This is a genomic window from Citrobacter sp. 172116965 (genome assembly GCF_013458095.1).
In the GTDB taxonomy this organism is placed as follows: Bacteria; Pseudomonadota; Gammaproteobacteria; order Enterobacterales; family Enterobacteriaceae; genus Citrobacter; species Citrobacter braakii.
In genome coordinates this window covers 3,903,159-3,925,337 of sequence record NZ_CP046673.1, presented here as the reverse complement: position 1 = coordinate 3,925,337, position 22,179 = coordinate 3,903,159, and the positions used below count along the sequence as shown (strand labels likewise).

16 protein-coding genes and 3 pseudogenes are annotated in these 22,179 nt (G+C 50.3%); 11 read left to right on the top strand and 8 right to left on the bottom strand.

Annotated features, from left to right (window positions below; genetic code table 11):
- Window positions 1–47 precede the first annotated feature (47 nt).
- Window positions 48–650, bottom strand: coding sequence for a short chain dehydrogenase (locus GPJ68_RS19050; protein ID WP_047414795.1), 603 nt, complete (start codon window positions 648–650; stop codon window positions 48–50).
- 98 nt (window positions 651–748) lie between these two features.
- Here GPJ68_RS19050 and GPJ68_RS19045 point away from each other — a divergent pair, with 98 nt between their 5' ends.
- Window positions 749–1,639, top strand: coding sequence for a LysR family transcriptional regulator (locus GPJ68_RS19045; protein WP_172860519.1), 891 nt, complete (start codon window positions 749–751; stop codon window positions 1,637–1,639).
- A gap of 43 nt (window positions 1,640–1,682) precedes the next feature.
- On the opposite strand, the gene GPJ68_RS19040 is transcribed toward GPJ68_RS19045, so the two are convergent.
- The 3 genes from GPJ68_RS19040 to GPJ68_RS19030 are packed head-to-tail and all read right to left on the bottom strand — an operon-like array spanning window position 1,683 to window position 4,634.
- Complete coding sequence (locus tag GPJ68_RS19040) at window positions 1,683–3,197, bottom strand: tripartite tricarboxylate transporter permease (protein WP_016154129.1); 1,515 nt, start codon at window positions 3,195–3,197, stop codon at window positions 1,683–1,685.
- A 10-nt stretch (window positions 3,198–3,207) separates the two neighbouring features.
- A complete protein-coding gene (locus tag GPJ68_RS19035; RefSeq protein ID WP_016154128.1) occupies window positions 3,208–3,642 on the bottom strand; it encodes a tripartite tricarboxylate transporter TctB family protein in 435 nt (144 codons plus the stop codon).
- A 14-nt stretch (window positions 3,643–3,656) separates the two neighbouring features.
- Entirely contained in the window at window positions 3,657–4,634 is a 978-nt protein-coding gene (locus tag GPJ68_RS19030) for a tripartite tricarboxylate transporter substrate binding protein (protein ID WP_016154127.1), read from the bottom strand.
- A 153-nt stretch (window positions 4,635–4,787) separates the two neighbouring features.
- Between GPJ68_RS19030 and tctD the strand changes: the two genes are divergently transcribed.
- Window positions 4,788–5,462, top strand: a complete 675-nt coding sequence (gene tctD, locus GPJ68_RS19025) for a transcriptional regulator TctD (protein WP_053389465.1) — start codon at window positions 4,788–4,790, stop codon at window positions 5,460–5,462.
- Window positions 5,449–6,900, top strand: a complete 1,452-nt coding sequence (locus tag GPJ68_RS19020; RefSeq protein WP_047414801.1) for a sensor histidine kinase — start codon at window positions 5,449–5,451, stop codon at window positions 6,898–6,900. Before tctD ends, GPJ68_RS19020 begins: the two co-directional genes overlap by 14 nt.
- Here GPJ68_RS19020 and GPJ68_RS19015 read toward each other — a convergent pair.
- The 4 genes from GPJ68_RS19015 to GPJ68_RS19000 are packed head-to-tail and all read right to left on the bottom strand — an operon-like array spanning window position 6,893 to window position 11,850.
- Window positions 6,893–7,975: a fimbrial protein gene (locus GPJ68_RS19015; protein ID WP_019077517.1), complete on the bottom strand. Its 1,083-nt coding sequence runs from the start codon at window positions 7,973–7,975 to the stop codon at window positions 6,893–6,895. The genes GPJ68_RS19020 and GPJ68_RS19015 overlap by 8 nt on opposite strands.
- 10 nt (window positions 7,976–7,985) lie before the next feature.
- Window positions 7,986–10,538: a fimbria/pilus outer membrane usher protein gene (locus GPJ68_RS19010; protein ID WP_180836937.1), complete on the bottom strand. Its 2,553-nt coding sequence runs from the start codon at window positions 10,536–10,538 to the stop codon at window positions 7,986–7,988.
- A gap of 13 nt (window positions 10,539–10,551) precedes the next feature.
- On the bottom strand, window positions 10,552–11,223 hold the full coding sequence (locus tag GPJ68_RS19005; protein ID WP_172860521.1) for a molecular chaperone: 672 nt from the start codon (window positions 11,221–11,223) through the stop codon (window positions 10,552–10,554).
- A 54-nt stretch (window positions 11,224–11,277) separates the two neighbouring features.
- Entirely contained in the window at window positions 11,278–11,850 is a 573-nt protein-coding gene (locus tag GPJ68_RS19000; RefSeq protein ID WP_019077514.1) for a fimbrial protein, read from the bottom strand.
- A 1,050-nt stretch (window positions 11,851–12,900) separates the two neighbouring features.
- Between GPJ68_RS19000 and GPJ68_RS18995 the strand changes: the two genes are divergently transcribed.
- The 8 genes and pseudogenes from GPJ68_RS18995 (at window position 12,901) to GPJ68_RS18960 (ending at window position 22,179) form a co-directional block, all read left to right on the top strand.
- The gene (locus GPJ68_RS18995; RefSeq protein ID WP_047499487.1) at window positions 12,901–14,316 is read left to right on the top strand and encodes an undecaprenyl-phosphate glucose phosphotransferase; all 1,416 of its coding nucleotides are present in this window, start codon (window positions 12,901–12,903) and stop codon (window positions 14,314–14,316) included.
- Window positions 14,306–14,614: pseudogene (locus GPJ68_RS18990) on the top strand (capsular biosynthesis protein); the annotation flags it as partial. The gene GPJ68_RS18995 and the pseudogene GPJ68_RS18990, both read left to right, overlap by 11 nt.
- A gap of 67 nt (window positions 14,615–14,681) precedes the next feature.
- Window positions 14,682–15,680, top strand: a pseudogene (locus tag GPJ68_RS18985) (IS110 family transposase).
- A 237-nt stretch (window positions 15,681–15,917) separates the two neighbouring features.
- Window positions 15,918–16,913, top strand: a pseudogene (locus GPJ68_RS18980) (outer membrane beta-barrel protein); the annotation flags it as partial.
- Between the two features lies 1 nt (window position 16,914).
- Window positions 16,915–17,472, top strand: coding sequence for a polysaccharide biosynthesis/export family protein (locus tag GPJ68_RS18975; RefSeq protein ID WP_016154118.1), 558 nt, complete (start codon window positions 16,915–16,917; stop codon window positions 17,470–17,472).
- A 2-nt stretch (window positions 17,473–17,474) separates the two neighbouring features.
- A complete protein-coding gene (locus GPJ68_RS18970; RefSeq protein WP_016157272.1) occupies window positions 17,475–19,604 on the top strand; it encodes a tyrosine-protein kinase domain-containing protein in 2,130 nt (709 codons plus the stop codon).
- Entirely contained in the window at window positions 19,601–20,812 is a 1,212-nt protein-coding gene (locus GPJ68_RS18965; protein WP_016157271.1) for a lipopolysaccharide biosynthesis protein, read from the top strand. The genes GPJ68_RS18970 and GPJ68_RS18965 overlap by 4 nt, the downstream gene beginning before the upstream one ends.
- On the top strand, window positions 20,809–22,179 hold the full coding sequence (locus GPJ68_RS18960; protein ID WP_016154115.1) for a hypothetical protein: 1,371 nt from the start codon (window positions 20,809–20,811) through the stop codon (window positions 22,177–22,179). Before GPJ68_RS18965 ends, GPJ68_RS18960 begins: the two co-directional genes overlap by 4 nt.

The window sequence follows — 22,179 nt, the reverse complement described above, 5'->3', positions numbered from 1 at the left end:
AGGCAGCGCCTCTTACTGATGACGTAAGAGGCGAGGTAATGCTTTGATCAGTAACCGACTTTATAAATGCGTCCGGTTTGGATGCCTTCCACGCTGCGGCGATAGGCATTGGCAACGGTAGCGGCGGGGACGCTTTCAAAGCCTGGGAAGAAACCATCGTATGCTTCGGCGGATTCACTGAGTACGGTTGGGCTTATCAGGTTTATGCGCTGACCACGACCTAGCTCACAGGCAGCAGCGCGCACAAATCCTTCCAGTCCGGCATTGATCGTTGCCGCATTCGCCCCTTGTGCGATGGGTTCATGGGCGATAATGCCGCTAATTAGCGTAATCGAGCCGCCATCATTGAGGAAATGTTGCCCGGTTAATGCCAGACGTATTTGGCCTAACAGCTTATCCTGTAATCCCTGATTAAAGTCCTCGTCGGTCATTGTCGACAGCGGGCCAAAGAACAGGTTGCCGGTGGCGGAAACGATCGCATCTACCCGACCGACTTTTTCAAACAATGCCTCGACACTCTCCTGCGAGGTGATATCGACCTGGTAATCTCCCTGCGTGCGACCTACGCGGATCACCTCATGTTTACGGCTTAACGTTTCTGTGACTGCGCGCCCCACTGTACCGCTGGCACCAATAATGACGATTTTCATAACCACCTCCAGAATAGTGTGAGCCGCTATTCTTTAATGAAAATGAAATCGGATAAACTGGCTATAAGTTAGATGATTACTAACCAGAGGTTTGTAATATGGATAAGCTGCGCGGCATGGAAACGTTTATCGCCGTGGTGGAGAGCGGAAGCTTTACCTCCGCGGCAACAAGACTCGAGATGTCTGCGGTGATGGTGGGAAAATATATCACCCAACTGGAAGCACAGCTTGGCACGCGTCTGCTGGAGCGCAATACTCGCCGCCAGAGCCTGACCGATGCCGGGCGTGTCTATTTTGAAGAAGCCCGCCGCGTGCTGGAGCAGGTGTCGATAGCCGAGCGTTCGGTAGAGCGTCTGCGGCTGGCCCCTGCGGGGACGCTGCGCATTAGCGCGCCTACTTCTTTTGGCGCTTGCGTTATCTCGCCGCTGGCCGCTGCGTTTTTACAGGCCTGGCCAGACGTGCGCATTGAGCTGGATCTGACCAACCGGATGGTTGATCTGGTGAATGAAGGCGTCGACCTGGCGATCCGTATTGGCGATATCCATCAGACTGATGTGGTGGCGAAATACCTGTGTCCTTACCGTATGGTGATCTGTGCATCAAAGGATTATCTTGCCCGTCATGGCACGCCCCTTACGCCTGCGGATCTGGTGGATCATCTGTGCCTGTCCCATACCGTGTGGACGGCTCGCAACGAATGGATACTGCCTGGCGTGACGGGCGAAGTCAGATGGAAGCGCGATGCGATCCTGCGCTGTAACGATGGTCATGGCCTGCGTATGGCGGCGGTAGCGGGGGCCGGACTGTTATTGCAACCGGAGGTGCTGCTGGCGCAAGAGCTGGCTACCGGGAAACTGATTCGGATACTGGAAAAGTTTACGCCGCAGCCGCGGCCGATTCATCTACTGTGGCGACAAGATTTGCGTCCGCTGCCTAAGCTGACGCGGTTTGTTGAGCATGTACTCAGTGCCGTTCAGGAATTAAGATGAAAATGCCGGATAAGGCGCGTCAGCGCCGCTATCCGGCATATTATTAACTGATATCCACCTGCGGTTTGCTGTTACGTTTACGAATCAGGCGTAGCACTGGTGGGACGACGATAACCAGTACCGCCATCACCAGCAGCACTTTCGCCACGCCGCTGGCCCACAGAATATCCATATTACCGTTACTGATAGACAGCGCCCGACGCAGGTTCTGCTCCAGCATTTCCCCGAGAACGAAGCCTAGAATCAACGGCGACATCGGGAAGTGCATTTTGCGCAATATGTAGCCCAGCACGCCGAGGGCAACCATCAGCACCAGATCGAAAGTGGTGCTGTGGACGGCATACACGCCCACCGCGGAGACTGCCGCGATAGCCGGTACCAAAAACCACAAGGGGATGGTCAGCATACGGGTAAACAGGCCGATCAACGGGATGTTCATCACCAGCAGCATCACGTTAGCAATCAGCAGCGCCGCAATCAGCCCCCAAACGATATCCGGCTGTTCGGTGAACATGGCCGGACCCGGGGTGATATTGTACAGCGTCAGCGCGCCCATCATCACCGCTGTGGTGCCGGAGCCCGGTACGCCGAGCGTCAGCATCGGGATAAAGGAGCCACAGGCCGAGGCGTTGTTGGCGGCTTCGGGGGCCGCCACGCCGCGTATATCCCCTTTGCCGAAGCTGTCGCTATTGCCGCTGAGCTTTTTCTCGGTCATGTAGGTGATAGCGCTGGCAATGGTTGCGCCCGCGCCAGGCAGGACGCCGACGAAAAAGCCAATCACCGATGAACGCAGGGTTGCGCCAACGCACTGCGCACCTTCTTTGGCGTTAAATAACATGCGGCCCGTTTTACGCACCAGCGTCTGGCCACTGCTGGTATGTTCCAGCATTAACAGTATTTCAGAGACTGAGAACAGCCCAATCACTACCACGATAAACTGCACACCGTCGGAGAGATGAACGCTGTCAAAGGTAAAGCGATAAACCCCGGTATTGGCGTCTACGCCGACGGTCGCAAGGCCGAGACCGATAAGCGCTGCCAGAAATGATTTCAGCGGGTTTTGCGCCATCATGCTGCCAAGGCAGGCAATGGCGAAAACCATTAAGGCAAAGTATTCCGCCGGACCGAAGGCCAGCGACCATTGGGCTAACGCCGGGGCAAACAGAATGATGCCGCCGATAGCGATAAGCGAACCAATGAAAGAGCTGACCGCCGAGATAGAGAGCGCAACGCCGCCGCGGCCTTGCTGCGCCATCGGGTAGCCATCCAGCGCGGTCATAATCGCCGCCGCATCGCCGGGAACATTCAGCAAGATGGAGGAGATACGTCCGCCGTATTCGCAACCTATGTAGACCGTAGCCAGCAGGATCAGCGCAGATTCTGCAGGCAGATGCAAAGCGAAGGCCAGAGGCAGCAGGATCGCCACGCCGTTAATGGGTCCAAGACCAGGCAACAGCCCGACAATGGTACCGACAAAACAGCCAATCAGGGCGATGACCAGGTTTTCCGGCGTCATGGCCACCGCGAAACCCTGAGAAAGATAAATCCAGGTATCCATCGTTTCTCCGTTAACCCAGCCAGGCGCCGAGTGGTAAGGTGACGTCAAGCAGTCGGTCAAAGGCATACCACAGCAGAATGCCGAGTACCGCGCCGGAAATACCCGCAGCCGGAATGGTTGCGCCGAACAGCATGCCAATCACCACGGTGAGAATGGCGGTGGAGATGGGAAAACCGAGCCATTCGAAACCCCAGGCGTACATCAACAGAACAATCACCATCGTCAGCAGCTTTTGCAGCACGTGACGGCGGGGCCAACTGATGGTGTCGGGATGGCGCAACAGCAGCGCCACGGCGCATACCAGCATCAGGCTGATAATGCCAAGCGGAAAGGGACGCGGCCCAACCGGCTCATAGCTGTATTCGCTGGTGATTTGCCAGGCCACGAACAGCCCGGCTATGCAGAGCAACAGCCAGATACCTGCAAAAATACGATCGCTCATCATCTTTGCCTCTGCGCTTATTTCGCCAGACCGAAGGCTTTCGCCTGCTCACGGTAATCCGTGACCTGCTTTTTCACGTATTCGTCGAGCTGCTTACCGCTCATGTTGAATTCAAACAGGCCGCGCAGATCGCGCTGCTTTTTAAACTCATCGGTCTGCTGGAGTTTGTTAAAGGCATCAACCCACCACTGATACTCGGCGTCGCTGACTTTTGGTCCAACGTAGAAACCACGAATGATGGGCCACACGAGGTCATAACCCTGCTCTTTGGCGGTTGGCACGTTAGCTAACTGGCCTGGCAGACGTTGATCAGAGAACACGGCGAGCACGCGGATTTTGTCGCCGCTAAGATAAGGCACCATCTCGCTGAGATCGCCGGAAACCACCTGTACGTGATTCCCCATCAGCGCGGTGACCGGTTCGCCGCCGCCCTCAAAGGCCACATAGCGCATCTTGTGTGGATCGACGTTGGCTTTTTGCGCCAGCAGCGCCGACTTCATCCAGTCCTGACTACCGATAGAGGCGCCTGCGCCAATGACCACGCTGTTAGGATCTTTCTCCATAGCCGTCAGCAGATCTTTCAGCGTTTTCCATGGTGAGTCCTGGCGTACGGCAATCATGCCGTAGTCAGTGCCCACACTTGCCAGCCAGCGGACATCATCAACGCCGTAGCGACCAAACTTCCCTTGTGACAGGTTCAGCAGCGAGCCGCCGGAGAATGCCACTACGGTACCCGCTTCAGCCGGACGTTGCGCGACGATCGCGTTATAGGCCACGGCGCCAACGCCACCGGGCATGTAGGTAACGCGCATTGGTTTTTCGATAGCGCCGGTTTCCATCATGCTCACTTGAATCAACTTACAGGTGAGATCGAAACCACCGCCAGGTTTAGCAGGGGCGATACATTCTGTGCGCGATGGCGCTTGTTCCGCCAGAACAGAGGTACTCATCAGTAAAATGCTTGCAGTAAGGGTACGAAGTAACTGTTTTTTCATTGTTTATCCTCACGCCGGAAAACCGGATTTTCGGGTACGGAAGAAGATTTTTGTGATTATGTGAGCCGATGTGTAGCAGTTCGGTTGCATGATTGTTAAAACATTAACCTTTCAATTCCCTTTCAATGCGGCAGAAACTTTACAGGATGTGATATGCGTCTCTTATTAGCGGAAGATAACCGTGAGTTAGCTCACTGGCTGGAGAAAGCGCTGGTGCAAAACGGTTTTGCCGTCGACTGCGTTTTTGATGGGCTGGCGGCCGACCATCTTTTACAGAGCGAAACGTACGCGCTGGCGGTGCTGGACATCAATATGCCGGGACTGGATGGTCTTGACGTCGTTCAGCGCCTGCGCAAACGCGGGCAGGCGCTTCCTGTGCTGCTGCTGACGGCGCGCAGCGCGGTGGCCGATCGGGTGAAAGGATTGAACGTCGGGGCCGATGATTATCTGGCAAAACCGTTTGAAATCGAGGAGCTGGATGCGCGGCTGAGGGCTTTGCTACGCCGCAGCGCGGGGCAGGTGCAGGGCATACAGCAACTGGGCGAACTGGCGTTTCACGATGAGGGCTATTTTCTGTTGCAGGGGCAGCCGCTGGCGCTCACGCCGCGCGAACAGGCATTGCTGACGGTGCTGATGTACCGTCGATTGCGACCGGTTTCGCGTCAGCAGTTGTTTGAACAGGTCTTCAGTCTAAACGATGAGGTCAGCCCCGAAAGCATTGAATTGTACATCCATCGTCTGCGTAAAAAGCTACAGGGAAGCGATGTGCGCATCGCCACGCTACGCGGGCTGGGCTATGTGCTGGAGCGTAGCGATGAAGTGGGTTAAACCCCAATCGTTGTACCTGCAACTGCTGATGTTTCTGGGTTTGCCGCTCATGTTGTTGTGGGGGCTGTCGGCATTTAACAGCTATGTCAGCGCGCTACAGGCGGCGACGCAGGCGTATGACCGGACGCTGCTCTCGTCTGCCAGAACCGTCTCCGAGCGACTGGTGGTGCACAACAAACAGCTGGAAGTGAATGTGCCGTGGGTGGTGCTGGACAGCTTTGAGCTGAATATGAACGACAGGTTGTATTACAAGGTGGTCGATCCGGCGGGGAAGGTTATCTCAGGTTATGACGATTTACCTGCGATGCCGCCTGCGACATCGCGTACGCGGCTTTATCCGGCGCTGGCGTGGTTTTATCACACTGAATATCGCGGGGAGGCAATTCGCGTGGCGCGTCTGCTGCAGCCCGTCAACGAGGGCGGTATTATCGGCATGGCCGAGATTTATGTCGCCGAAACGCTGCAATCGCGACGTTACCTGGCGCGACAGCTGCTGTTTTCCTCGTGGGTTTCGCAAGGGCTGCTGGTGCTGCTCACGCTGGTGCTGGTCGGCTGGCTGCTGCGTCGGGTGTTACGCCCGATGCGCCAGCTGTCATCGCTGATGGTGCGTCGCGAGCCTGGGCTGCTGACGCCGCTGCCAGAGCTGCTGCCGTGGTCGGAAACCCGTCTGTTGATTGTGGCATTCAACCGTTATCTGGACCGACTTCGCGGCCTGATCTCTCGCCAGGAGCGCTTCAGCGCGGATGCTTCTCATCAGCTTAAAACGCCGCTGGCGGTGCTAAAAACTCAGGCGGCGGTGGCCCTCGCCAGCCAGCAGCCGCAGCAATGGTATGAGAGTCTGCAAGCCATGAGCTCTACGCTGGACAACACCATTCAACTGACGGAAAGGCTGTTACAGCTGTCGGCTGTGAAGCGCAAAGAGCAAGGAGAAAGGCACTTCTCGCCGGTTAATTTGTATGAGGTGGTGCAAAGCAGTTGTTTCACGCGACTGGCGCAGGCGCGCAGTAAAGGGATCGATCTGGGCTATGAAGGGGAACAGGATGCGGTGTGGATTGAGGGCGATGAAGTCCTGCTTGGCGAACTGTGCGGGAATCTGCTGGATAACGCACTGAAATACACGCCGCCGCATGGTGTGGTAACCGCCCGTCTGCTGCGAAAAGGAGAGGCGGTGGTGCTGGTGGTTGAAGATAGCGGGCCGGGTATCGATGAGCAGATGGTGCACCAGGCGCTGCTACCGTTTCATCGCCTTGATAACGTCGGTAATGTCCCTGGCGCCGGGATAGGCCTGGCGCTGGTCAACGACATTGCTCGTCTGCACCGCTCGCACCCTCAGCTATCACGGAGTGAAACATTAGGCGGGTTAAGCGTACGACTGCGGTTTTTATGCCTGGTGCGAGACGCGCAGGACGATCAGCATCGTCCTGCGCCTGTTATTTAAAGGTCACCGTCGCATTGACAGGGATACTAAATGTGCCGGGTTGGGGAGGATTTTTCAGCCAGAACAGGGTTGCCATGAACTCTTTGCGTCGGCTGTCGCTCTGGTTGGTAAACGCGCTGCTGGCAAAATCGATACGGTTGCCGCTGATAATGTCCCCGGAGCCGGGGTGTGCAGCATCCTGGAGCGTAACGCCGATATCTGGCGTACCCTGACCGGTAAAAACTGCGCCGCTGTTGCTCGTGGTGCCGGTAAACGTTACCGCGTAGTTGATGCCGCGACATTCATGCTTCCCGGCGGCTTCTGCGGCAATAACGGCAAACTGTTTACTGTGGCTGTTATCTTTTCCCACTTTTGCTTCGGTAATGCTGATCCTGCCAAACTCGACGGTATCCGTTCCTTTGTCAGAGCTGATAGAGACGATCGGTTCGCAGTTGATATAACTGATGTTATTCAGGCCATTAAGCGCGGGGCCAAAGTTTTTTGCCGGATTGCTGGTGGAGCAATGCGAACCGCAGGCGTTAATGCTGCCAATACCGTCGACGACAAAAACTTTGTTGATGGTGCGACCGGCCAGCGCAGGCAAAGGATCCGGGAGTTTTCCGGTAGCGACCAGACTGAGGTTAAAGGTGAAAGAAAATGTTTGTGGGCGCGCCTGGCAGTCACTGGTATGGCTGTGGTTATTACTCCTGCAGTAGTTGTCTGAACCTGCTCGGGGCAACGTTGCCTGATATTGGGTGGTGACGGCCTGGGCGCTTTGATCGTAGGGGCGACCATCAATGCTCACCACCAGTTTCATATTGGTTCCCTGCAGAAAATGCGCAAACTCATGATCAGGGTCGATGTAGATTCTGGCGGCTTCGCCGTGGGGCATATAGTCTGTGTCGCGGCAAGTGACGCTAACGGTTTGTGGATTGGACACCCAAACGGTGTCCCCAGCGGTGGTACTGTGGCTGATTTTAATGGGATCAACGTGTACGGAGACGCTGTTTGCTGTACAGGTAACCGCATAGCTTGCACTACTGAATATCGGCAAACAAAGCAGCACCACGAGTTTAACTATTTTTAACGGATTCATTGATTGCACCTTACGAGCCGACGCACTGGGCGGTAATTTGTGTATATCCGATTTTCTTCACCGGCTGGTTATGGTTATCCGGCATTTGAATAAAGCAGTGTTCATTTGCGTGGGAGCCCCAGCGCACTTCCAGGCGAGAATTGTCCTCCACGCCGCTGGCATACAGTGCGCCATGCATACCGACCAGACCGTGGCTACGACCTTTGGTATCTCGTACGTTCGCGCCGACCGGGGGGGCAATATTGCCGGGCATGACGGCATTGACCAGATAGTTGCGGCCGCTGAAGGTTTCAAACACCACTTTGCCGATGGCTTTCTCTGTTGGAACAATTTTTTTCTGTGCCTGCGGAATATCCAGCCCGGCACCAATATCAGCGGTATTCAGACTCACCACGTTGTAATGCCATGCGTCTGCGGCGGTAAGGACCGCATAGCCGTTACCGTCAATTGCCACGCCATTTTGTTGCTGGATATGGACACCGTCGGCATTTTTGGCCTCGACCAACACCATGGTATCGCCAGGAGAGTGCATGAGCGTCACGCCGCCTGCGTGCAGCATTGCCCCGCCGCTGATGCCCATATTCATATTCTGGTAGTTGCGTCCTGCGCTGTAGCCCCCCTGAACATTCATCTTGTCGCCTTGCCAGGCGGCGTTAACCCCGGCAGAGGAATCCTGTCGATCGGTGGTACTGCCCTGAACGCCCCAGCTCAGACGATCGTCAAATGCTGTATTGCTGTAGCTGGTGGAGTAGCTGTCGCCATTCTGCTGGCTATGCATGATGTTGGTGGAGACAAAGCCGCGGCTATCCATGAAATCGAATGGAATGGAAAGCGTCAGGTTGATACTGCGGTCCTGGTAGTCGTACTGGTTACGGGTATCCTGTACATAAACGCTCCAGTTGATTTTCCCCAGTGTATCGTTGTAACCCAGCTGTATCGTGCGGTCGTGACTCCCGTTGTGCCAGTAGTTTTGCTGGCTGGCGCTGACATAAAGAGAGGCGTTATCCCACAAACGCTGGTTAACAGAGACCTCAAAACGTTGGCGGCGATTATTGTAGTTAGTGGTGTAGTAATGCTTTTTGTTGTGCTCTTCGCCAGGAAAACGCAACTGTTGATTCGGGTCGTCATAGGCGATGTCGTAATAGCCCGAGGACCAGCTGTTATGCTCGTTAATGGTGTCGCTAAAGCTGTAATAACCGGAGGTATTATAGCGGTAGCCTACCAGACGGAAATCCGTACCGTACTGGTTCAGCGATTTGGAGTATAAGAAACGGTAACTTTGTCCTGTGGACGTATCTCCACTGGCAAGCTGCGCTCTGGCGGTAGTGATATCGAAAGAGATCGCGCCGAACTGGTGCAGATCCTGAGCGATCCCGGTGGCAATCGCATTATAGCTTTCTGCGGTCAGGAAACCACCGTACAACGTGGAGCCAAAGCTGAGACCATAACTCAATGTGCCTTGAACAAAGCGGGGCCGCCAACCGCCGCTGTAACCGTCGCGGTATTCCCCTGCCGTAAACTGAAAGCGGCTGTTACCTGCACGCAGCATGTTCGGGACCGCCGAATAAGGCACACTGAAATTACGCCGACTGCCATCGGCTTCAATAACGCTAACGTTCAGGTCGCCGCTTTGGTTGCTGGGGTTGATATCGTCAATGTCAAACGCGCCTGGCGCGACGTTTTTGCTGTAAATCAGATAGCCATTTTGACGGATTTCGATTGTGGCATTGCTATTGGCGACGCCGCGAACGACTGGCGCAAAATCGCGTTGGCTATCAGGCAACATGTTTTCATCGCTGGTGAGCTGTGCCCCGGTAAACTGGATGCTGTCAAATACATCGTCGTCCGTATAGGTTTGCCCGAAGCGCAAGCGGCTACGCAGCGCAATAATATTACGTTCCACCCACGTGGAAACCGCCTGCCATTGACGGCCTGAACCGCTGGCATAGCTGAAAGTAGACTGGTTGCGAAAATGCCATCCCGCCAGGTTTATACCGTTGGCAAAACTGGCAAAAACAGAGTCATGATCCTGGCCCTGTTCAATCAGGTGCGTCGTATTGGCGTTGTAGCCGACAAAAGCGGCATTAATCCCATCGTCATAGGCCGATTCAGGCACGGCGTCATGCGCAGTCGAAAGCAGAAACGCTTCTGGTACTGAAATATCAATGCGCTGGTAGTTTGCATCTGCCGTCAGGCGACTGTTTGCGATCAGAGCCGTGAGCTCCACGCAGGTATCGGCGTTACCCTCCGGGATTTTAATCCCGTATTTGCGCAGATCGTCCGCGCTCAGGCAAGGTTGCGGCTTGCCTTGTGGTTTACGTCTTTTAAAGTCAACATTGCGCGTTTCGACGAAGCTATGGTCAAGATATATATCGTATTCAAACGTGCCTTCGCTAAGTCCGTCATTACGGGCTATTTGCACTACGGAGGTAATATTTTGCGTACCATGTACAAAACGGGTATTAAACTGCGGCGTGCTACTGGCGTATGCAGGTATGCACACGGCCAGCGTTGACAGCGTAAAGAGGGTGAAACGTTGCGGGTGCTTATTTTTTTTCATCATGTGCAACCCCAACTTAATTGCAAGATACCGGGACGTTATTAACCGCGTTAGTGCCGCCGTAATCATCTACCCAGCTAAAACCGATATGGCTGACTTTTTGCTGTGACAACGCAAACGTGCGTTCGCCATGCGGATTAACCATGTCGGCATCGATGTTTTGGCCGTTAATATGTAATTGCGTCAGGGAGATATGTAACGGCGTCGCATTGACTGCCCGCAGAGTATGACCGTGGCACTGCCACTGTAATTTCTCAACGGCTTCAGGTAGCGTCATATTCAGCCCACCAGGGCGATAAAATAGTTTGATGCGAATACGCTGCGCCAGCTGTAAGGTATTTTCTTCATTCTCGATGGTGGGGATTTCCTGCACATTAATCCACACTACAGATTCAACATCCTCAGGAAAGCCGTTGCCCTGATAAATAGCTCGCAACACGGCTGATTTATGGCCGTCAAGTTTCAGGATCGGGGGCGTAATTAACATTGGCAGATTGGCAGGCGTCTCATCCGGATTACCATTATCCAGCCACGTCTGTACCATATATGGCTTGTCTGTATTATTGTTGACGTCAAACATCGCCGCTTTATCGTTCTCATTATAAATAACGCGCGTTTGGCCCAAATTAATTGCGCTGTGAGCGGTGCTAATCACACACAGCAGCAGGTAAAAGAATATTTTATTCATCAGGTGCACTTTCCAGGTTCAGGGAAGAGTGCCATCCATAGCAATCAACGTCCGTTATTTATAAATGACGGTGTAATTCATATCCGCAGTGATCGTGCCAGCCGCAGGCAGCGTTCCGCCAATTTGCTGATATTTGGCGACCAGATCGATTTGTGCATCGCCATTTTGATCTGCTTTTAAGCTCACCTCATTACTACCGGAAGCGAAATCGAGGGCATGACCCGCTTGATCCACTTCGATGCCAACATCGGTGGCAGAAGCCGAGCCACGTTTCGCTTCCAGAAGTGCTGTGTTACTGCCAGGGGTTTTACCGGTAAAGACCACCACATAGCCGCTTCCTCCAGTTACCCCACTACAGCCGCTAAATTGCAACGTAAACGGAGTATCACCGGTGCTAGAGCCCGCGCCGCTAAATAGCTGGTTGGTAACTTGTGGCAATGCCACTGTTTTACCTGGCTGGTTTGCTGTGCTCACCACGCAGGTACTGGCAACAATTTCACCGGTAAAATGGACCGTCGCGGTGGCTTTAGAACCTGTTGCGGCAGTGGTAACGTAATTCGCTGCTGCGCCAGCATTAGCGGCAAACAAAGCGACCAGTACACTGCTGGTAAGTGCAGTTTTCATCATCATAACTCCGTTAAATTTATTATTTACCCAGAAAAGTACTTGTCAGAGGCACAGATTCAGCTGGAGTTCATCAACGTCAAAAAATGATGTAGGACTTCATTTGAAAGAAATGATTAACGTGCGTAAATTGCTCAACAAGTAATCCGGCGCGGATATTATTTATTTGCGAAAAATAAGTAAACAAAATTTTTTTGGCATGATTGAATGGCTTTGGAAGGTGTTTTTATATATATCTTAACAAAAGTGTATACATTGTTATCAATAATTCGTTGGGGCGATTTACGCTGCTTTTAACAAAATTTTAATGCTGTCATTTATTCTCTTCTCTTTATTTTAAATTGATGTGTTGGTAAGCGCTGTAAACTCTGATGTTAAAGGTGTGTTCATGCAGAATGTTGACATTAGTAATATGTAACACGCATTTTCTCAATGATTGGCTATCGTTTTAATTTAAGCCATGCTTGCCGCTTCTACTCATCGGAGTTGCTACAATTATTTAAACTAAATTTTTTTACTATTCGTTTTTTTTTTGAAATTTGAGCGTGAAAATGAAAGCAATCGCAGACTCTTCGTAAAATACCTTATTTATAATAAGGTTGCTAATCATTGCTTTGTAAATGTGTTACTAAGTTATTTTTATGGTGGGTATTATAAATAGACTTATTGATTTCTTCTTGTCGCTCTCCAGGACTCTCATCACTGAGCGTAGCGCAACGAGGTTTGGACAAAGTATTGCTTTTTGTAAGGTTAACCCGTTGTCAGGCGCTCATCATGTGATTCTACCCGCTGGTAGCTTATGAATTGTGATCTGTCAATGACGTTTATGTTGCAATTAATCATGTTTTTTAAGGATGAAATTAAAAAATATTACCAATAAATAATCATCTAAATCATTGGGTTGCATTTGTATGGTGCGAAACCCATCACATTGTATTACATTGTTTTTTACATTTACTGACAGTGTGCCATTGCGTTTTTAAGACTTGTGATATAATTAGCAACATAAATGAGAAAAAAACAATTAAAGATCAATAAATAATGGGCTGAGATATGCTTAAAAAATCGCTAAAGATTAGCAGCCAGGGATATCCAGTCTTTTTAAAGCTGGTCGATTTCATTGTAATCAATGCGACGTTAATTTTTAGCGCCCATCTGTTAGGTCTGGCGCCATTTAACACCATTGCCATTCTGAGTATTCTCTTCTCAGTCTTTTTCTTACTGTTTGCTGAATACATTAAAATGTATCAACAAAAGATTAAGACGATCGGTTTACGTAATCAAAAACGGTTGGTTTTTTGTACGCTACTGGCGATTTTTTTGAACGAACTGGTCAGCATGACGGTGGCTGAACCCGAGTCTCTCGGCTACTTAGACAAACTGCCTTCCCCCTTTTATTCAGCGATTATTTACTGGTACTTCATCCCATTACCTTTTCTTTATTACATTCGCTTTTTCATTTTTAAATATTCAACGAAAAAGAGTATGCGCGTGGCGATTATTGGTCTGACCGACAATGGCCTGGCGGCAGAAAACGCGTTAATGGATGAATACGCTAATATCACATTAGATCTGGCTTTTTATGATGAGCGCGCCTTATCCCGCTGTGGCGATATCGTCGATAAGGTTAAAAGCCCCTTTCGTGGGCCGGTGATCAATCTGGTTGAGGAAGCCCGGCAGGGAAATATAGACGAAATCTACATCGCTTTACCGATGGTAGCTTTACAACGCATTCGTCATTTTTTGGCGATGATGTCAGACACCACCGTAGATACGTATATTGTTCCTGACTTCTACACCTACAGTAACAACATGTCCAAGCTGCGCTCCATTCACAACCTGCAAACTATTGGCATTTTTAGTTCGCCGTTTGAAGGGGCGGGTTCGTTTATCAAGCGGGCGGAAGATTTGGTGCTTGGTAGCATCATTATGGTGATGATTTCTTCGCTGATGTTGGCCATTGCCATTGGAATCAAACTCACTTCCCGCGGGCCAGTCTTTTTCAAACAAGACCGGTATGGTCTTAGCGGGCAAAAAATTAAGGTCTGGAAGTTTCGCTCGATGCGCGTTATGGAGAACGCCGATACGGTTATTCAGGCTACTAAAAACGATCCGCGAGTAACCAAGTTTGGTAGTTTCTTACGCCGCACCTCACTGGATGAACTGCCGCAATTTATCAATGTATTGCAGGGAAGTATGTCGATTGTCGGTCCCAGACCTCATGCGGTTACGCATAATGAGCAGTACCGTAAACAGGTCGAAAATTACATGATCCGCCATAAAGTTAAGCCTGGGATCACCGGGCTTGCGCAGATCAACGGTTTCCGCGGGGAAATCGATGCGCTTTATAAGATGGAAAAAAGGGTTCAGTACGATATTGAGTACATTCAAAACTGGTCTTTATGGTTGGATATAAAAATTATTATTAAAACTATTTTTAAAGGATTTATCGGTAAGAATGCATACTAAATTACTCGTGATTACCGGAATCGTGATATCGCAGCCCGTATGGGCTGATTTAACACCGAAATCACACATTGGCTTTGCGGGGATCGACTTCCAGGGCAAGGTCGCTGTGGACTATGGTTATAATGATAACGTGTCTTATCAGCCACATAGCAGAGATGCTATCGGTTCCTCGTTTCAGAGCGCAGCGCCCGTTTTGAGTATGATCGGAGAGCGCGGTCAGGATAAGTATTTACTGATGTACTCCGGTGATTATCGTAACTACTCAAGCGATTCCGCTGATAACTATAACGATCATTTTTAATGAGATGGTCACTCCCTCCTTCCCAGTACTATGCTGAGGACAGGCTTTCATTCGGAGAACCATCATGGAAAACATTGCGCTTATTGGTATCGATCTGGGTAAGAACTCTTTCCATATTCATTGTCAGGATCATCGTGGGAAGGCCGTTTACCGTAAAAAATTCACCCGACCAAAGCTAATCGAATTTCTGGCGACATGCCCGGCAACAACCATCGCGATGGAAGCCTGTGGCGGTTCTCACTTTATGGCACGCAAGCTGGCAGAGTTAGGGCATTTTCCAAAGCTGATATCACCGCAATTTGTCCGCCCATTCGTTAAAAGCAAAAAAATGACTTCGTTGATGCTGAAGCTATCTGTGAAGCAGCATCACGTCCATCTATGCGTTTCGTGCAGCCCAGAACGAATCTCAGCAGGCAATGCGAGCTCTGCATCGTGTCCGTGAATCCCTGGTTCAGGATAAGGTGAAAACAACTAATCAGATGCATGCTTTTCTGCTGGAATTTGGTATCAGCGTTCCGCGAGGTGCTGCCGTTATTAGTCGACTGAGTACCCTTCTTGAGGACAGTAGTTTGCCTCTTTATCTCAGCCAGTTACTGCTGAAATTACAACAGCATTATCACTATCTTGTTGAGCAGATTAAAGATCTGGAATCTCAGTTGAAACGAAAGTTGGACGAAGATGAGGTTGGACAGCGCTTGCTGAGTATTCCCTGCGTGGAACGCTGACTGCAGTACTATTTCAACTGAGATTGGCGACGGGAAGCAGTACGCCAGCAGCCGTGACTTTGCGGCGGCAACAGGGCTGTACCCGACAGTACAGCACGGGAGGTCGGACGACATTGTTAGGGATTAGCAAGCGGGGCAACAAAAAGATCCGAACTTTGTTGGTTCAGTGTGCCAGGGTATTCATACAAAAACTGGAACACCAGTCTGGCAAGTTGGCCGACTGGGTCAGGGAGTTGTTGTGTCGGAAAAGCAACTTTGTCGTCACCTGTGCTCTGGCAAACAAGCTGGCCAGAATAGCCTGGGCACTGACGGCGCGACAGCAAACTTACGAAGCATAAAGGCAGAAATACACCAGTTTAAACAATCATTCATCTGGTTTTGCGAATACTGATATTGATGATACTAACGGCCCACCGGCCTGTTGAGGAACCTGTAAAACGGAAAGGCTCATTGAAGCCGTATATTTTCTGGAGGTTCATCAGGCGCGGAACTCATCGAGGCGCGGGAATAAAATCCCATTCAGACGCCGGATAGATTCAAGCAAGCCAACTTGTCGTCAAAATCGGTGTTGCAAAAACGGGAGTGACCATAGATTCCGTTTTAACGGTGCCTGGCGCTATGGGCTCAAGCACGGCTTAACACTCAATCTGGAGGATACGCTTGGGCACGAATCCCGCGGTCGAGGGATCACTGAGGGGTTTCTACCGGGTCAATTCGAGCAGTATGGGATTAAATCTCCGCTGACGACGAATTTTATTAACAGTGAATTGCGCTATAGCTATGGCGCGCCGGATGGGCGCGGGAAAGCGGAACTGGCGTTGTTATACAAAAAACTGACGTTCGGCAATACGTCTGACGCCCAGGAGAGTAGTGAAGATTTCTACAATTACATTCAGGAACAGGAATGGCACGAAAATAGCCTGGTGGCAGAAATTTTTGACCAATACACATCCAGAACGCGTTTTCGCTATAGCTTTATTACTAACCAGCGTCACTATGATAACAACTCAGAAAAAGACACTAATGAGTATTATTTACTGTATGGCCTGAAGTCGCAGTTGACGGGAAAAACCAATGTCGACATGAATATTTCATGGTTGTACAAGACATTTGAAAACAACGCAAACTCGCATGATTTTAATGGTCTAAACTGGGATATAAAAGGGGAGTGGAAGCCGTTACAACAGTCTGTTTTCACGGTGCATTCAGCGCAAAGCATTAAAGACCCATCGGAAGTTGGGGGATATATTTTAGTCACCCAGTATGGTCTTTCTTACCAGCACTTCTGGTTAGGCAACCGTTTCTCTACCTTGCTGGATTACTCATACACTTCAGAAGACTATAAAAAACAGAATAAAGATCGGCATGATAAAGATGGGGTATTTAGCGTAACCATGAGCTATGACTACACACCGTCGGTCAATTTTGAGATTAAATATCAAATAGATACGTTGAATTCGAATAAGGATACTGATTCGTTTTATATCGGTCCCAACGACAATCAGGAAGTCATCAGAACGTTGGGTTATGATAATTCTATGATTATGCTTAAAGCTAAGGTTCAGATCTAAAATGAAAATAATAGAACTGTGCGCGGTTTTGCTATTCAGTATCCTGATGGTCGGATGCACAACGTCCAGCCCGAGGTTAATGGACGATCCTGCTACTGTTCAGCAGGATTACCGACTTGGGGCAGGGGATACTGTCAATATCGCTGTTCATGGTCAACCCGATATGACGATGCGGTTTATTTTGGATAAGAGTGGGGAGATTAATTTCCCGTTTGTTGGTGCTCTTATATTAAAAGATAAAACTGTTGAGCAAGTGACTAACGAATTAACTCAACGCCTGACTGGAGATTATTTTACTACTCCGATGGTGACGGTGAGTATTGCCGAGTTCCGTAAATACTATGTTTCTGGCGAGGTGAAAAGTCCGAATGGATTCGCTTATGAGCCAGGGCTTACCGTCGAGAAATCTATTGCGCAGGCGGGGGGATTTACAGATCGTGCTGACCGTCAAGATATCAACATTCGCCTGTCAGGTAGCAATCAGCTGCTTGAGAATGTTGATTTAACGCACTCTGTTCATCCTGGGGATGTCGTGATTATTGGCATGGGGTTCTTCTGACGATGAAACTATCAATAGTGGAAAACGGCAAAAAACGAGAAAGCACTGTTGAATTCTCCCGCTTTGCCAAAGCGCTGAAAAAGAACGCCTGGAAAATCGCGCTGGCCGGTATCGTTGCCGGGGTCGTGGCTTATCCGTTAATCAGCATGATGTCCTCAAAGTATGTATCAACGGCGACGGTGCTGATTAAGGCGCAGGCCGATAACGTTTCTCCGTTCCCACAGGTTGATGGTTTCGATTCAACGCGCAGTGGTTACTACGAAACGCAATATGCGTTGATGCATTCACGAATTGTGCTCGAGCAAGCCGTTCGCGATATGAAGCTGGATGAAAACCCGGCATTTACCGGGGAAAAAGCCGATGCTCAGGGCGCTGATAGCAATGAAAGTCGGCAACTGAGAATGGAGCTGGCGCTGAAAACGTTGTCGAAAAACCTGAATGTCATCGGTATTCGGACAACGAACCTCGCCTCTATTACCTATGAATCGACTTCGCCCCAGGTTGCGGCTGATATCGCCAACGGCGTCGCGCAGGCTTTCATCAACTATACGCTGGAGCAAAAGCGTCAGAAAGTAGAGAAAGCCCGCGAACTGAATTATGAAAAAATGGAAGAGATTCAGAAGTCGATAGCGAAGCAAAAAGAAGAGATGGAAAGCTATCTGAAAAATGCCGGGCTGTTGACCTTTCGCGGTATCGATGGTTTTGAAACCGAGCAGTTAAGTATCGTGACCAATCGTCTGGCCGATGCGACCCAACGTCGTGTTGCCGCTGAATCCGTTTATAACGAAGTGAATGGCGCAGGGAAGTCCGCCGAAAGCGTTATCTCGCTGCCTTCGGTCTCTAACCACGCTCAGATTCAGGATCTGCGCATTGCGCTGATTCAGGCGCAGCGTACGTTGTCTGAACTGCGCAAAGTTTATGGGCCAAAAAACCCCGCCATTTTAAAAGCAGAGGCCGATGTTCAGTCGATCCAAAGCCAAACCGGACGGGTGTTGGGTGAGCTGAAAGTCGGCTTACGTCAGCAATATCTGGCGGCGCTGGCGGATGAAAAGAACTATCAGCAACAGGTGGAACAGCAGAAAGAGATCTTCCAGAAAATGGCGTCAAAACGGGATGCCTGGAACGGCCAAAAACTGTCGTTAGATAAAATGGAAGACCTGTATAAATCGCTCTATCAGCGTACTCAGGAGCTGTCGCTGTCCGGCGTGAATGCCGATGCGGTGTTATACGATCCCGCTGTTCCCGCACTAAAACCGGCGAAGCCGAATAAATCACTGCTGTTGGTGATGGTGGTCATGCTGGTGGTCGTGTTCAGCATCATGTATTTCATTGTCAAAGCGGCGATGGATAACTCAATCGCCAGCCTGAGTCGCATGAAAAAGCGCCTCAACGTTACCCCGTTGGGCGAAATCCGTCGTTTTAGTGGAACCTCAGGGCGTGCGCAAGTGCGGGACATGATCCTGAAGAACCCGCTGAATGCCGATATTGTGCACGGTATCCGTACCCGGATTATGCTGGATAATCGTCCATTACAGACGCTCGCCGTGGCATCGACGGAACACGGTGATGGGCGTTCTTTGTTGGCGAATCTGTTAGCGAACTCCTTTAGTTTTGACCAGAAAACGCTGCTTATTGATGCAGATTTCTTTAATACGGGCGGGCTTTCTTCTGAACTGGCATCAGCCACATCCGCAGGCCTGGCTGAGCTGCTGCGCGGAGAGACTCAGCTGGAACATGCGCGGATCACGCTCAGTGATAATCTCGACTTTATTCCGCACGGCAAGAGCACCATCTCTTCTTTACTGATGTTGTCGTCGGAGCACGTTGAACCCTTAATGCGCGAACTGAAATCGCATTATCAGCGCATCATTATTGATGTGGCTGCTGTGAATCAGAGCCAGGATGTTCAACTGATCAAACGTGCCGTCGATGGGGTTGTTTTCATAGTGAAAGCCGGGGTGGAGTCGGCGGGACACATCGCCAGCGCACTGGATAAGATTGAGGAAAATAACGGCGTGGTGATTGGCGCGGTGCTCAATGCGGTTGAAGAAAAAGATCTTGAAACCCAGGAGGGTCTGCGTTCACTTAACTTCAGTACCGATCAACTGATGACGACGCCAGGCCGGGTATGAGTCTACTGAAGAGCGCTTCCACGATAGCCGGTTCATCAGTCATCTCGCAGTTGATTGGTGCGCTGTCTATCTGGTTGATTTCACACAAGTACGATATGGCTGAGGTGGGGCTTTATGCGCTCAATTACAGCATCGCCGTGGTGGGCGCGCAGGTGTGTACCTTTGCATCGCAGCTTTTAATTCCAAAACAGCACGACGACGAACTGGTACAGAACGTCGTATTTTGCCTGATCCAAAGCACGATCATTGCCTTACCGTACGCCGTACTGACAGCGTGGCTGTTTCACCAGAACATCCTGTTCCTCTATTTGCTGACGCTGGCGACGGCGTGGGTTTTAATCTCGGAAAACCTGTCGCTGCGCACGGCCAATTTTCGTTTTCTGATTTTCCAGCGCATCTCTGTCTCTGTGGTGGTATTACTTTCGGTGCTGGTTACGCATCAGGTGCAACTGTTTTATTGGTCATGGGCCTGCGCGACGATGGTGCTGACCATAAGCTGTATTTTGCATTCGTTTGATATTCGCTCTGTGGCGGCCAGACATTTGCGACCTGCCAGTAACTGGCATTTTTTCAAACAAAATATCCATCACATTACCAAAGTCGGTAGTGCGGAAGTGCTGGCGATGGCCAGCAGCAATTTGCCGATTATGTTGATTAACTTTTGGTTCTCGGCGCTGACGGCAGGTTATTTTTCCGTGGTTAGCCGCTTTTGCCTGGCGCCGGTGGTGATCATCGGCAACGCAGTGCGCAATACTATTTTTTCCAAGTGGTCTATCGACTTCAGAAATAATACCTTTAATTTTCATGAATATACCAGGGTACGGATGCTACTGTTGGTTCTGGGGGTTATCTGTACTCTCGGGGTGTTTATTTTCTATCCAATAGTGATGCGTCTGGGCTTTAGCGAAGACTGGATTAACTCCATTGAAACGTCGCGCTACATGTTGCCCTATTTATTCCCGGCGCTGGCGATAAGCCCTCTGACGGTGATTGAGCTTATTTTTGGTTCCCACCGCTATTTTCTGCGTATCCAACTGGAACAGCTGGCGATTGTGTTATTCGCATTTGTCGTCATTCCCTATTTTCATAAAGATTATGCCACGTCGGTTATCCTGTTTTCTTCACTGACATTTATTCGCTACGCCTTCATTTATCTGAAAATGAATAAGCGAGCCAATCTTCTGAAAGATAAGCCGGTGATACTATGACGCTGAATACCGGATACTATTTACAGGTTTTTAGCTTTGTCACGCTGATCCTGTGTGGCCTGGTGCAATACTTTACCGGCATGCAGTCGGTGCTGTGGATCCCCTTTTTCCTGACCCTGTTGATGGTGGGATTATTGGTGATGCAGACGCGTGATGGCTCGCTGCAGCTGGATGCGCAGGAGACGATTGTCCTGGCATTGTATTTTTCGTTCCTGATACTGGCCGGAACATCGACGCTGATTCAGGGTGGGATCACCGTCGCGATTGTGGCATTTAAAAACGAAATCGCATTGTCACTGGTGATGATCTGTTTGCTGCTGGGATTTTGCCGGGAGTCGCAGATTTACCGTGCAACGCGCTATCTGTACTGGGTGTTTTACGCGCAAATCCCGGTAATGATTTATCAGGTTTTGCTGGTCGTTCCCCAGCGCGTTGCGGTGCGTGGCGAAGATGAGAAATGGGACTCCGTGGTTGGTACGTTTGGCGGTGACCCCATGGGGGGCGGTAACACTGCTGCGATGGGCCTGTTTTGCCTGTTGATTATGTTGTTAAAAGTCTCTGAGTATAAGCACGGGTTGACCACGTTCAAGTCCATGGCGCTGCACATTGTTCTTGGAATCGGGCTATGTATTATTGGTGAAGTGAAGTTCGTCATTCTGCTGTCACCTCTGTTCCTCGCGTGGGTGTGGATCTCACCGAGCTACGTCAAAGACGTCAGTAAGGTTAATCTGAAGACGCTGTTGGTTATTGTGGCGGGCATGCTGCTGCTTATTAGCCTGTCGATAGTGATCCTCGCGTACTATTATTCTTCCGCGTTTGGCGGCGATCCGTCGAAAAGCTCGTTAAGCATTTTCATCGACTCCTTAAGCTATATTTTTGACCCGAACTACATCATGTCTACCGGGGAGTTAGGGCGCTTTACGACGTTCCTGTTCTGGTTGAAAAATAACGATCTGTGGGGGCTTTCAGGAACGTTATTTGGGTACGGGCTCAACGCCACAAACAGTGGGAGTACGGTGTCGCCGGGCTTTTTGAATATCATTTATAACTTAATTCTCGACTCGACTTCCCTGAGTATGCTGCTGTGGGAAGTCGGGGTGATCGGCACGTTACTTTTTATTAGCTTATTCATTTATATCCTGAAAGTTTGTCAGCCAAAGCCATTACTGACGCTTGAACAACTGGACCAGCAGGATCTTCAGTTGCTGAGCTTTGCACCGGCGTTTAACGCTTTTGCTATCAGTTGCTTAATTAGCTTACCTTACAGCCAGATACTGATGATTACACCGATGTTACAATTCCTGTTCTATTTATCACTAGGATCAAGTTTAGTGATTCGTCGAACCGTCCTTCGCTGTGTAGGGTAA

What these genes read in the sequence shown, in the direction of transcription:
- GPJ68_RS19050 (WP_047414795.1), bottom strand. Translation starts at nt 650, where the DNA reads ATGAAAATCGTCATTATTGGTGCCAGCGGTACAGTGGGGCGCGCAGTC.
- GPJ68_RS19045 (WP_172860519.1), top strand. Translation starts at nt 749, where the DNA reads ATGGATAAGCTGCGCGGCATGGAAACGTTTATCGCCGTGGTGGAGAGC.
- GPJ68_RS19040 (WP_016154129.1), bottom strand. Translation starts at nt 3,197, where the DNA reads ATGGATACCTGGATTTATCTTTCTCAGGGTTTCGCGGTGGCCATGACG.
- GPJ68_RS19035 (WP_016154128.1), bottom strand. Translation starts at nt 3,642, where the DNA reads ATGATGAGCGATCGTATTTTTGCAGGTATCTGGCTGTTGCTCTGCATA.
- GPJ68_RS19030 (WP_016154127.1), bottom strand. Translation starts at nt 4,634, where the DNA reads ATGAAAAAACAGTTACTTCGTACCCTTACTGCAAGCATTTTACTGATG.
- tctD (WP_053389465.1), top strand. Translation starts at nt 4,788, where the DNA reads ATGCGTCTCTTATTAGCGGAAGATAACCGTGAGTTAGCTCACTGGCTG.
- GPJ68_RS19020 (WP_047414801.1), top strand. Translation starts at nt 5,449, where the DNA reads ATGAAGTGGGTTAAACCCCAATCGTTGTACCTGCAACTGCTGATGTTT.
- GPJ68_RS19015 (WP_019077517.1), bottom strand. Translation starts at nt 7,975, where the DNA reads ATGAATCCGTTAAAAATAGTTAAACTCGTGGTGCTGCTTTGTTTGCCG.
- GPJ68_RS19010 (WP_180836937.1), bottom strand. Translation starts at nt 10,538, where the DNA reads ATGATGAAAAAAAATAAGCACCCGCAACGTTTCACCCTCTTTACGCTG.
- GPJ68_RS19005 (WP_172860521.1), bottom strand. Translation starts at nt 11,223, where the DNA reads ATGAATAAAATATTCTTTTACCTGCTGCTGTGTGTGATTAGCACCGCT.
- GPJ68_RS19000 (WP_019077514.1), bottom strand. Translation starts at nt 11,850, where the DNA reads ATGATGAAAACTGCACTTACCAGCAGTGTACTGGTCGCTTTGTTTGCC.
- GPJ68_RS18995 (WP_047499487.1), top strand. Translation starts at nt 12,901, where the DNA reads ATGCTTAAAAAATCGCTAAAGATTAGCAGCCAGGGATATCCAGTCTTT.
- GPJ68_RS18975 (WP_016154118.1), top strand. Translation starts at nt 16,915, where the DNA reads ATGAAAATAATAGAACTGTGCGCGGTTTTGCTATTCAGTATCCTGATG.
- GPJ68_RS18970 (WP_016157272.1), top strand. Translation starts at nt 17,475, where the DNA reads ATGAAACTATCAATAGTGGAAAACGGCAAAAAACGAGAAAGCACTGTT.
- GPJ68_RS18965 (WP_016157271.1), top strand. Translation starts at nt 19,601, where the DNA reads ATGAGTCTACTGAAGAGCGCTTCCACGATAGCCGGTTCATCAGTCATC.
- GPJ68_RS18960 (WP_016154115.1), top strand. Translation starts at nt 20,809, where the DNA reads ATGACGCTGAATACCGGATACTATTTACAGGTTTTTAGCTTTGTCACG.